General features: G+C 70.8%; 7 protein-coding genes. 4 read left to right on the forward strand and 3 right to left on the reverse strand.

The annotated features are described in order from the left end of the window. The first annotated feature begins 48 nt into the window (after positions 1–48). Positions 49–3,384 carry a bifunctional lysylphosphatidylglycerol synthetase/lysine--tRNA ligase LysX gene (lysX, locus tag KVA01_RS10125; RefSeq protein ID WP_141270079.1) on the forward strand — a complete coding sequence of 1,112 codons (3,336 nt, stop codon included), beginning with the start codon at positions 49–51 and terminating at the stop codon, positions 3,382–3,384. A gap of 79 nt (positions 3,385–3,463) precedes the next feature. Then, entirely contained in the window at positions 3,464–4,132 is a 669-nt protein-coding gene (locus tag KVA01_RS10130) for a DedA family protein (RefSeq protein WP_141270081.1), read from the forward strand. On the opposite strand, the gene KVA01_RS10135 is transcribed toward KVA01_RS10130, so the two are convergent. After that, positions 4,122–5,123, reverse strand: coding sequence for a zinc-binding dehydrogenase (locus KVA01_RS10135; RefSeq protein WP_068468523.1), 1,002 nt, complete (start codon positions 5,121–5,123; stop codon positions 4,122–4,124). The genes KVA01_RS10130 and KVA01_RS10135 overlap by 11 nt on opposite strands. A gap of 136 nt (positions 5,124–5,259) precedes the next feature. Between KVA01_RS10135 and KVA01_RS10140 the strand changes: the two genes are divergently transcribed. Beyond that, positions 5,260–6,555 carry an MFS transporter gene (locus tag KVA01_RS10140; RefSeq protein WP_141270083.1) on the forward strand — a complete coding sequence of 432 codons (1,296 nt, stop codon included), beginning with the start codon at positions 5,260–5,262 and terminating at the stop codon, positions 6,553–6,555. Between the two features lie 97 nt (positions 6,556–6,652). On the opposite strand, the gene KVA01_RS10145 is transcribed toward KVA01_RS10140, so the two are convergent. Both KVA01_RS10145 and KVA01_RS10150 read right to left on the reverse strand, forming a co-directional pair. Continuing rightward, on the reverse strand, positions 6,653–8,314 hold the full coding sequence (locus KVA01_RS10145) for a thiamine pyrophosphate-dependent enzyme (RefSeq protein WP_141270085.1): 1,662 nt from the start codon (positions 8,312–8,314) through the stop codon (positions 6,653–6,655). A 248-nt stretch (positions 8,315–8,562) separates the two neighbouring features. Next, positions 8,563–9,996, reverse strand: a complete 1,434-nt coding sequence (locus tag KVA01_RS10150; protein ID WP_068468527.1) for a sugar porter family MFS transporter — start codon at positions 9,994–9,996, stop codon at positions 8,563–8,565. Between the two features lie 409 nt (positions 9,997–10,405). Here KVA01_RS10150 and KVA01_RS10155 point away from each other — a divergent pair, with 409 nt between their 5' ends. After that, the gene (locus KVA01_RS10155; protein WP_082810288.1) at positions 10,406–11,302 is read left to right on the forward strand and encodes a phosphatase PAP2 family protein; all 897 of its coding nucleotides are present in this window, start codon (positions 10,406–10,408) and stop codon (positions 11,300–11,302) included. The last annotated feature ends 55 nt before the right edge of the window (positions 11,303–11,357 follow it).

The raw sequence follows: 11,357 nt of genomic DNA on the forward strand, positions 1-11,357 counted from the left end.
GACAAGCCGTTCGTCCGGAGGTTCCACCGGGCCAGCGAGGGGGAGTTGATGGGTGACACCCAGGTGGCGCACGGGTGCGGGGTGCCGGACTTCCGGGCCCCCTCGCCGCGGCAGGAGCGGTGGGCCAAGCTCCTGACCGGCGTCTTCGCACTGGCCACCGCGGCCGGTGTGGTGCTCCTGCTGCTGCACTGGGTCACGCGCCTCAACCCGCTGCCCTCGCTGCTCTTCGGCACGCTGAACCTTCCCGTGGCGCCCTCCCTGGTCTCGGTGGTCGTGCTCGGTCTGCTCACGGGGGCGCTTGTGCGGCGCAAGCGGATGGCCCTGTACCTGGTGGGGATCACGCAGCTGGGCGGCGTCGTGTGGTCCGTCCTCATGCTGGTGCTGCGCGCCACGGTCCCCGGTCTTCCGCACCGCGGGCACCTTCCCCCCTGGATCAACCCGACGCTGGACGCGGTCGCCGTGCTCGTGGGCCTCACCGCACTGGTCCTGCTGTGGTGGCTGCGCCCCGCATTCCCCGCGCGCACCGAGTCCCGCGGCGTCGTCGCGGCCCTGGCCACCCTGCTGGGCGGCACGGTCCTCACCGTGGCGGTCACTCACGCGCTGCTCTACGCCACCACAAGCTCCGCGATCGACGACTGGAACGTGCTGGCCCAGGCGCTCGTGCGCAGCCTGGGCTGGACCGGGCCGAGGCGGCAGTACTTCAGCACCGTCCCGCCGTGGCTCCCGGAACTGACCTCGGCGCTGCTGGCCCTGACCATCGTGCTCGCGGTGCTCATCTTCCTGCGCTCCTCCTCTCGTGTTGCCTCCTGGACGCCCTCGGACGAGGTCGCGGTGCGGCGCCTGCTGCGGGAGCACGGGGACGAGGACTCCCTGGGGTACTTCGCCACGCGGCGGGACAAGTCCACGGCCTTCTCCGCGGACGGCCGGGCGTGCGTGACGTTCCGCGTGGTGGGCCAGGTCTCGATCGCCTCCGGCGACCCGGTGGGTGATCCGGCGTCCTGGCCCGACGCCGTGGCGCGCTGGCTCGGGCGGTCCCACCGCTACGGGCTGCTCCCGGCCGTGACCTCCGCCTCGGAGCGGGCCGCTAGGGTATATGCGGAAGCGGGCATGAGTGTTCTGGTCATGGGCGACGAGGCCGTGCTGCACCCCGACCGCTACTCCCTGGCGAACTCCTCGATGACACCGGTGCGCCGGGCCGTGCGCCACGCCCGCCGGGCGGGGCTGACCACGGAGATCGCCCGCCACGAGGACGTCCCCGCGGAGGAGCTCGAACGGCTGGGCGTGCTCGCGGACCGATGGCGCGGGGACGAGCCCGACCGCGGGTTCTCCATGGCCCTGAACCGCTGGGGCGACCCCGCGGACGGCCAGTGCCTGCTGGTGGTCGCGCGCGACGAGGAGGGGACCGCCCAGGGCCTGCTCTCGTTCGTGCCGTGGGGCCGCAGCGGTCTCTCCCTGGACGTGATGCGCCGCGCCCCGCACGCCCCGAACGGCGTCACCGAGCTGATGGTCACGGACCTCATGGAGCACTGCGCGGGCCGCGGCATCCGCCGGGTTTCCCTGAACTTCGCCATGTTCCGCGGCGTCTTCGAGGACTCCGAGAAGCTCGGCGCCGGGGTGATCACCCGCCTCAACTCCTCCGTGCTGGGGTGGATGGACCGCTTCTTCCAGCTGGAGAGCCTCTACCGCTCCAACGCCAAGTACCTGCCGGAGTGGGTGCCGCGCTACGCGTGCTTCGGCGGCGTCCTGGCCCTGCCGCGCATGGCCCTGGCCACCGCCCAGGTGGAGGGGTTCCTTCCCGCAATCTTCGTGCGCACCGCCCCCCAGCCCGCGCTCGACGAGCAGACGCTCGCGGAGATCCGCGAGATCCAGCACGAGCCCGCCCCCATGCGCGTGCTGGCCCCGCGGCGCTCGCAGCAGACGCGGCACCGGATGCGCCACGCGCGTGCCCTGGCGCGTGAGGGTGTGGACCCGTACCCCGTGGGTCTGGCCGACGCCGGCTCCGTGGCGGAGGCGGTGGCCGAGCGCGCGCGGGGCGACGCCGCGGCGTCGTCGTCCGTGCGGACGAGCGGGCGTGTGCGCAGGATCCGCGACTTCGGCGGCGTGGCGTTCGTGGACCTGACCGACGGCGGCGTCACCGCCCAGGTGCTCGTGGACCGCGCCGAGGTGGACCCCACCTGGGAGGTGATCCGGCGCAACCTGGACGTGGGGGACCTGGTGGTCGTGGACGGGCACTGGGGGACCTCCCGCACCGGGACCGTCTCGCTGCTCGCGCGGCGTGTGACCATGGCCGCGAAGGCGCTGCAGCCGGTGCCCTACAGCGGCTTCGAGAACCCGGAGCAGCGGCTGCGACGGCGCTCGCTGGACCTGCTCGTGCACCCGCACGAGATGGAGCTGCTGCGGCAGCGCTCGCGCGCCGTGGACACCGTGCGCGCGCTGCTCATGGACCGGGGCTACCGCGAGGTCGAGACGCCGGTGCTGAACACGGTGCACGGCGGTGCGTCCGCGCGGCCGTTCCGCACGTTCATCAACGCCTACGGCATGGACCTGACGCTGCGGATCGCCCCCGAGCTCTACCTGAAGCGGCTGCTCGTGGCGGGCAGCGGACCCATCTTCGAGGTGGCCCGCAACTTCCGCAACGAGGGCGCGGACGCCACCCACAACCCCGAGTTCACGGCGCTCGAGGCCTACCACCCGTTCGCGGACTACACGGTGATGCGCGAGCTCACGGAGGCGCTCATCAAGGCCGTGGCGCAGGCCCTCCACGGCTCGCCGGTGCTCCCGCTGCGCGACGTCCACGACCCCGCAGCCGAGCCCATCCTCACGGACGTGTCCGGGGCGTGGCCCGTGGTCACCGTGACGGACGCCGTGAGCCGCGCGGTGGGTCGGCCGCTGTCCATCCACTCGGACTTCGAGCTGCTGCTCGGCGCCGCGGCGGAGTACGGGGTGGAGATCGGTCCGGGCATGGGCCCCGGCGCCGTGCTGGAGGCCCTGTACGAGGAGCTTGTGGAGCCCCACACCGTGTTCCCCACGTTCTACTGCGACTTCCCGGAGGAGACCTCGCCGCTCACCGCGCCGCACCGCAGCGAACCGGGGCTCGTGGAGCGCTGGGACCTGGTGGTCAACGGCATGGAGCTGGGCACGGCGTACTCGGAGCTCACGGACCCCGTGGTGCAGCGCCACCGGCTCACCGAGCAGTCCCTCAAGGCCGCGGCCGGGGACCCGGAGGCCATGGAGGTGGACGACGACTTCCTGGACGCCCTGGAGGTGGGCATGCCTCCTGCCGGCGGGCTCGGGATCGGACTGGACCGCCTGGTCATGCTCATGACGGCCACGTCCATCCGCGACGTGCTGGGCTTCCCGTTCGTGAAACCGCAGAAGAAGTGAGCGCGGGCACCCCGGGGCGCAGCGCCCGGGCACGCATCGGGCACGCGCCGCTCCGCAACGGAAGGCATACTAGGACACCATGACCCCTGAACTCCTGACCACCGCGGGCGTGCTCACCCCGGAACTGCTCCCCCTGGGTGACCCGACCCAGCTGCTCGAACAGCTGGGGCCGTGGGCACTGGCGGGCACGGCCGTGATCGTGTTCATCGAGTCCGGGCTGCTGTTCCCGTTCCTGCCCGGCGACTCCCTGCTCTTCGCGTGCGGGCTGCTGCACCAGGCGCTGCACCTCCCGCTGTGGCTCATGATTGCGGTGCCGTTCGTCGCGGCGGTGGCGGGCGACCAGGTGGGCTACTACCTGGGCAACCGCTTCGGGCGCCGGTTCTTCTCGGACGACGCCCGCTTCCTGAAGACCAAGTACCTCACGCAGACCGAGGAGTTCTTCCTCAAGTACGGCGGCCGGGCGATCGTGCTCGCGCGCTTCGTGCCGATCGTGCGCACGTACGTGCCCCTGGTGGCGGGCACCGCGCGGCACCCCTACCGCCAGTTCGTGGGCTGGAACGTGCTGGGCGGCTTCCTGTGGGTCACGATCATGGTGGTGGCCGGATCCCTGCTGGGCGGGATCCCGCTGATCCGCGACAACGTGGACCTGATCGCCGTGCTGATCGTGGCGCTGTCCCTGATCCCGGTGGCCCTCCAGATCTTCACGAGCCTGCGCAACGGGCGCAAGGGGGAGGACGCTACGGAATGATGGTGAACTTCACGTTCCCGTCACCGCCGCGCTCCGCGATCCGCAGCACCTCGCCCGTCTCCTCGAGGGTGTGCACCGGGCCCAGGCAGTAGTCCACGTCCACCTCTCCGGCGTGGATGCGCCGCACGGCCTCGCGGAAGGACTTCAGGCCCGGCTCGGACTGGGCCGCGACCGATCCCTGCAGCCGCACGCACTTGCGGAACACCTCGTAGACCGGCACGGGCGCGGGCTCGAAGCTCTCGTACAGGCCGAACCAGCCCACGATGCCGCGGTGGGCCACGATCTGCACTGCCTCGGTGCGCAGCGCGTCCGAGCCCACGGCCTCGATCACGAGGTCCGCCCCGGCGCCGTCCGTCAGCTCGGAGACCACGTCCGGCAGGCTCTCCTCCGTGACCAGCACGGTGCGGGCCCCCAGGCCCGCGGCGATGTCCAGGCGGTACTGCTGCGCGTCCGAGACGATCACCTGCTCGAAGCCCCGCAGCAGGGCGTCCTGCAGGAAGAACAGTCCGGCCGAACCGGCGCCCATGATCACGCACGTGCCGGCGTGGCGCTCGGGGACCTCCCGCGGCCAGTAGAGGTCCATGGCGTAGATGCACGTGCCCATCTGCTGGGCCATCATGTAGCGCCGCATGGTGGTGAGGTCCTCCGGGTCCACGTCCTGCGGCAGGGCCACGGCGTGGTCCTCGTCCAGGAGGATGAACTCCGCGAATGTTCCGCCGAGCTCTCCCGGGGGGACGCACAGCACGGGCGTGCCCACCGGGAACTTCTCCGAGCGGGTGCTCACGACCACGCCCACACCCTCGTGACCGGGGTACCCCACGAGCTCCGGACCCCGCGGGTGCAGGGTGCCGTGCAGGACCGAGTGCAGGTCCGAGCCGCACACGGACGCCGCCACCACGCGGGCCACGAACTGCCCCTCCCTGGTGGCCTCCGGCTCCGGCCACTGCTCGACGTTGACGATCCCGGTGGCGGGGACATGGGTTGCGCGCACGGTGAGCTCCTCGGTGGGTGGGGCGGCTTCTGGATCCCACGGTAGGCCATGGCGAGAGCCACCTCACGGACCTTCGGACCTTCGAAACCCCGGAGCTCCTGAACCGTTGGGCACCGCGGGTCGCTAGCCTGTGACGGTGGCCCTTCCCCGCGCCCTGCGCCCCTTCACCTCGCGGACCTACACCGTGCTGGCGCTCGCCATGTGCGTGAGCGTCTTCGGGTCCGGGCTGTGGGCCGTGGCACTCGTCGCGCGCGTGATGGCGCTGGGCGGCTCCGCGGTGGACCTCTCCCTGGTGACCTCCGCCGGTGCGCTGGGTGCGGTGGTCTTCGTGCTGCTGGGTGGTGTGGCGGCGGACCATTTCCCCGTGACCGTGATCCTGCGCTGCGTGGAGCTGTGCAACCTCACGATGGCCCTGACGATCGTGGTCCTGACCTGGGCGGACACGCTGCAGCTGTGGCACCTGGCGCTCGCCGCCTTCGTGTTCTCCGGTGCCGTGGGCTTCTTCTACCCCGCCTACTCCGCGGCCCTGCCCCGGATCCTGCCGCCGGACCAGCTGCTCGCGGCCAACGGCGTGGAGGGCACCGCTCGTCCGCTGCTGCAGCTCGCGGCCGGGCCCGCCGTGGGCGGGGTGCTCACCGGGCTCGCGCTGCCGGGTGCGCCCGTCCTGGCGATCGCCGTGGCCCACGCCGTGGCGCTCGGCTTCATGCTGCGGTTGAGGGTGCCCGAGCGTGACGTCGCTCCCGCCGCCTTCGCCGACGCCGCCCCGGCAGCCTCGCCCACCGGGGCGGGCGAAGAACCTTCCGCCCGACCCTCCGCCCTGCGTGACCTCCTGGACGGCTTCCGCTACTGCCTGCGCACCCCGTGGCTGCTGTGGACGCTGCTGTGGGCCATGAGCGCCGTCTTCCTCTTTATGGGTCCGCTGGAGGTGCTGGTGCCGTTCCTGGTGGTGGACCGGCTCGGCGGAACGGTGGCCGGCTACGGGGTGATGCTCGGTCTCTACGGCGTCTCCACCGCACTCGGGGCGACCGTCATGGCCTCCTTCCCCATGCCGCGGAAGTACCTCACCACCATGATCTGGCTGTGGGGTTTCGGCACGCTGCCGTTCGGCCTGGTGGGGAGCACGCACTCGTGGTGGGTCATGGCGCTGTGCCTGTGCGTCTTCGGGGCCACGGGTGGTGCGGGACAGGTGATCTGGGGGACGCTGCTGCAGCGCCGGGTTCCCGGGCGCATGCTGGGCCGCATCTCCTCCCTGGACTTCTTCGTCTCGCTCTCACTCATGCCGGTCTCGATGGCGGTGGCCGGTCCCGTCTCCCGGGTGTTGCCTCCCGAGGCCGTGTTCTGGGGTGTGGCCGTGCTGACACCCGCCCTGGGGATCCTCGCGGTGGTCGTGGGACGCATGCACCGGGACCAGGCCGCGCACCCGTTGCGCTGAGGCACGCCCCACGCACGACGACGCCGCGGTACGCGTCCCGTGGGAGGCGCACCGCGGCGTCGTCGTCACCGGGTTCTGACCAGTGTGTATGCCTGACTCAGTACGCCTTGCGGCGCTGCTCCACGATCAGGTGGATGAGCGCGAAGGTGTGGTCCTCGTCGATCGCCCGGTAGGCCTGCTCGAGTGCGGCGGGGATCTCGGACTCGCGCTCCACGCGCACGCCGAAGCCGTGGAAGGCGCGCGCCATGGCCGCGAAGTCCGGGTTCTTCAGCTGGGTGCCGGACACGTGCCCCGGGTAGTGCTGCTCCTGGTGGGTGCGGATGGTGCCGTACTCATGGTTGTCCATCACGATCACCAGCGGGGTGGCGCCGTACTGGGCGGCCGTGGCCAGCTCCTGGCCGTTCATGAGGAACTCGCCGTCGCCGGCAATCGAGACCACACGGCGGCCGGGATGGTTCAGCGAGGCCGCGACCGCGGACGGGACCGAGTAGCCCATGGACCCGTTGCGCGCGGAGATCATCGAGGCGTAGCCGTTGGTGGGGAAGTAGCGGTGGGCCCAGTTGGTGTGCTCGCCGGCGCCGAAGGTGACCAAGGCGTCCTCGGGCAGCGTGGCCACGAGGTTCGCCATCAGGGTGTCCATCGTGGCGGGACCGTCCGCCGGGGAGGTCTCCGTGGGCGCCGAGAACTCCTCCTGCTGCCGGCGCATCCGCGAGCACCAGTCCCGCCAGGAGTCCTTGACGGGCAGGTCCATGCGCACGAGGTCGCGCACGAAGACGTCCGGCTTGGCCACGATCTGGTGGCTCACCGGACCCGAGCGGCCGCGCATGGACGGGTCCATGGTCACGATGAAGTTGTCCTTGGACCAGTCCTGGCGCGCCAGGAAGCCGTTGGTGATCACGTCACCAGGAACGGTGCCCACGAAGACCATCAGGTCGGTCTCCTCCAGGAGGTCGAACGTGGGCTTGGGGCGTCCGTAGCCGATGGGGCCCACGTAGGAGGGCGAGCCGAACGGGACGGTGCCCTCGCAGCGCCACTCCGCCGCGGCCGGGAGGTGGTGCGCCTCGAGCCACCGGGTGAAATCCTCCGCGGCCTCACTCGTCCAGTCGTTGCCGCCGAAGACGAACAGCGGCTTCTCGGACGCCTTCAGCGCCTTCTTGAGGGCTTTCCAGTCCGCGACCGTCATGCCGCCGCCTGCCACGGGGATCTCCGGGTGCAGCTCGGGGCTGATCTTCCGCGTGATGATGTCCTCCGGCAGGCCCACCACCACGGGTCCCGGGCGGCCGGAGCGAGCGGCGAACATCGCCTCCGCCACGTACTCGGACGCCCGCTCGGCGTGGTCGAGGACCATCACCCGCTTGGCGCCGGACGCGAACCACGCGTGCGGGTCGAACTCCTGGAAGGCCTCCTTCTCGCGGTGCTCGAACGGGATCAGACCCACGAACAGCACCATGGGGGTGGAGTCCTGCCACGCGGTGTGCAGGCCCACGTGGGCGTTCGCCGCGCCGGGCCCGCGGGTCACCATGGCCACGCCGGGCACGGTGTTCATCTTCCCGTCCGCCTCAGCCATGTAGGCGGCACCGCCCTCGTGGCGGCACACCACGGTGTCGATGGGCGAGTCGTAGAGCCCGTTGAGCACGTCCAGGTAGCTCTCGCCCGGCACGACGTACGCGCGTTCCACGCCGTGGGCCGCGAGGGAGTCGACGATCACCTGCCCCGCGGACTTGAGTCCTGAGGAGGCGGGGACGGGTCGCTGCGTCATGGGTGCTCTCTTTTCGTCGTTGAAGTGCGAGGGACCGCCCATCACGTGGTGCTCGTGATGTGTGTCTCGAAAATACCTGACAGTAGGGTTCCGTGCGGTATTGCGGCGGGCGCCGCTCGTCCGCTCTTCGAGGGGCCGGGGCGTGCCGGCCCGCAGACGAGGGCGACGACGTCGCGCGGCGGCCACCCACGACGACGCCCCGGTCCGCTGTGCTGCGGGCCGGGGCGTCGTGGGGAGTTCGACGAGGGTCAGGAGGCGGTCATGTCCTCGAGCTCCACGTTGTTGGTCTCCTTCACCATCTTGACGGTGAAGACCAGCGACACCAGCGCGAAGAACGCGTAGACGCCGTAGGTCATGCCCAGCGAGTAGTTGGACATGGACGGGAAGGACACGGTGACGGCCCAGTTCGCGATCCACTGCACCGCGCCGGCCACAGCGAGGGCGGCACCGCGGATGTGGTTGGGGAACATCTCGCCGAGCAGCACCCACATGAGCGGGCCCCACGAGACGCCGAAGAACACGACGAACAGGTTCGCGGCGATCAGTGCCAGCGGACCGGCCACGGGGCCGAGGTCCGGGGTGAGCTGGCCGTCCACCATGACCTTGTTGGCGGTCGCGAAGACCACGGCCAGGACGGCCAGGGTGACGGCCATGCCGGTCGAGCCCACGAGCAGCAGCGGGCGGCGCCCCACGCGGTCCACCAGGAAGATGGCCACGATGGTGACGAGCACGTTGACCACGGAGGTGGCCACCGAGATGGTGAACGAGTCCGACTCCTTGAAGCCCACGGACTCCCACAGCACATTGGAGTAGTAGAAGATCACGTTGATGCCCACGAACTGCTGCAGGGCGGCCAGGCCGATGCCCACCCACACGACGGGCTTCAGACCGGCCATGGAGCCGCGCAGATCCGCGAAACGGGGCTTGCGCTCGTTGTTGACGGTGCTCTCGATCTTCGCCACACGGGCGTCCACGGCGTCGTCACCGTGGATGCGGGACAGCACGGCGCGCGCCTCGTCCGGGCGACCGGCGGAGACCAGGTAGCGCGGGGACTCCGGGATCATGAACGCGCCGATGCCGTAGAGCACTGAGGGGACGGCCATGATGAGGAACATCCAGCGCCACGCGGCCAGACCGAGCCACAGCTCCTGGGAGGCGCCGCCGGCCCAGTGGGCGAGCAGTGCGTCGATCAGCAGCGAGAGGAAGATGCCGAGCACGATGCCCATCTGCTGCAGCGAGCCGAGCCGGCCGCGCAGGTGGGCGGGGGCGACCTCGGCGATGTAGGCCGGGGCGATGACGGAGGCCACGCCCACGCCGATGCCGCCGATGACGCGCCAGAAGACGAGCCACTCGATGGACTGCGTCAGCGCGCAGCCGATCGCGGAGAGCAGGAAGAGCAGCGCCGCGATCTTCATGACGGGGATGCGCCCCGTGCGGTCCGCGATGCGGGAGCCGAAGAAGGCGCCCACCGCCGCACCCAGCAGGGCGGCCGCGACGGCGAAGCCGAGCGGACCGGGGCCCACGTCGAACGTGGACTGGATGGAGGAGACCGCGCCGTTGATCACGGCGGAGTCGTAGCCGAAGAGGAGACCGCCGAAGGCCGCCACGGTCGTGATCCGAATGACGGCCGCGGTGTTCGTCTGGTGACGCTCCGGCTCGTGTACTTGCCCTGGATGGCTCATCCCGCAGCTCCCTTGCTGTGCAACGCTCGACTCTGTGCAAGTCCTGCACCCGAGGCTTCGCCGTTCGTCCGGGGCGACGCCAAGGGAGAGGGGCCCGTTGCAGCGGGTCTTCCGGGCCTGGGCGACTCGGTCTGGCAGCTGTCGGGGAAGGACAGTGCACCCAGGGTAGGCCGGGGGAGGGGGAAAGTAAACGATGACCGGGCCATGTCGCAAGGCCCGTGAGCCCACGGCGCGGAAATGTCGGAGAACCCGGTTCATGTGAATACTTAGTGAGGCATACAAACGAAAAAGTGCGTATTCCTATTTTTTGTTTCACGTGAAACAACATGAATCGTCATCTTTTTGTGCGAAGTGCGTCACGACACGCCAGCATCAGGAATCACTCGGTGTGACGTGCCACCATTGGGGCATGACCAATCCGGCGCAGTACACTTCCCCCTCGCCGGGCGGGTCCCCGTGGCAGTTGCCGCAGTTGCGACACCGCGTGGCCGTGCCTCTCGTCACCGTGCTGCTCACGGCGACGATCGGTCGGCTGCTGGTGTTGTCACCGCAGGTCACCGACGGGGAGACCGCGTTGCTCGAGGGGCTGTCCCAGCATCGCAATGCCCTCCTGGACACCCTCGCCACGGCGGTGCAGTTCGCACTGTCCAACGGCGCGGTGGTGCTCGTGGTCGCGGCCCTCATCGGGTGGCTCGCGGTCGTGAGACGACGACCCCTGGACGCCACGGGCTTCGGCATCCTCGCCCTCTCCGGGTGGGCGGCCGTGGGCCTCGTGAAGGTCCTCGTGAACCGTCCGCGGCCCACGTTCCTCACGGGAGACCCCCTCGCCCCCGTGACCGGCTCGCTGTCCTTCCCCTCCTCGCACACCGGTGCGGCGGTCGCCATCGTCATGGCGCTGACCCTGGTGGCCTCGAGCTCCCGCGCCCGGCGCCGCACGGCCACGTGGGGCACGGTGGCGGTCGTTCTCGTGGCGGCGGCACGCGTCTACTCCGGCGCGCACTTCCCCCTGGACGTCCTCGCCGCGGTGCCCGTGGCATTCGTCGGCGTGATGGTCGGTGCGACCGTGGCCAACACTGTGGTCCCCGCTCTGGCCTTCGGGTTCTCGTGGCAGCAGGCCGGTGTCACGCAGCGGGTTCTCCCCGCGGCCGGCGCCACTGCGGCCCGCGAGGACACCGCACGCACCGCCGACGCCGCCCGGGAGACCGCCCGAGGTGCCGACGAACGCCGCCCCGCGCACCCCGCGGCCGGCTCCGTCCCCTACGGCGTCACCGCCCACGACGACCGCCGCTCCGACCGCGCCGCCTGATCCCCCACCCCCCCCGACCGAACGACGACGGCGGGCCGGACCTCAAGAGGTCCGG

The organism is Kocuria varians, from assembly GCF_006539885.1.
Taxonomy (GTDB): Bacteria; Actinomycetota; Actinomycetes; order Actinomycetales; family Micrococcaceae; genus Kocuria; species Kocuria varians.

Coding starts and splice junctions, on each gene's coding strand:
- lysX (WP_141270079.1), top strand. CDS start 49: ATGGGTGACACCCAGGTGGCGCACGGGTGCGGGGTGCCGGACTTCCGG.
- KVA01_RS10130 (WP_141270081.1), top strand. CDS start 3,464: ATGACCCCTGAACTCCTGACCACCGCGGGCGTGCTCACCCCGGAACTG.
- KVA01_RS10145 (WP_141270085.1), bottom strand. CDS start 8,314: ATGACGCAGCGACCCGTCCCCGCCTCCTCAGGACTCAAGTCCGCGGGG.
- KVA01_RS10150 (WP_068468527.1), bottom strand. CDS start 9,996: ATGAGCCATCCAGGGCAAGTACACGAGCCGGAGCGTCACCAGACGAAC.
- KVA01_RS10155 (WP_082810288.1), top strand. CDS start 10,406: ATGACCAATCCGGCGCAGTACACTTCCCCCTCGCCGGGCGGGTCCCCG.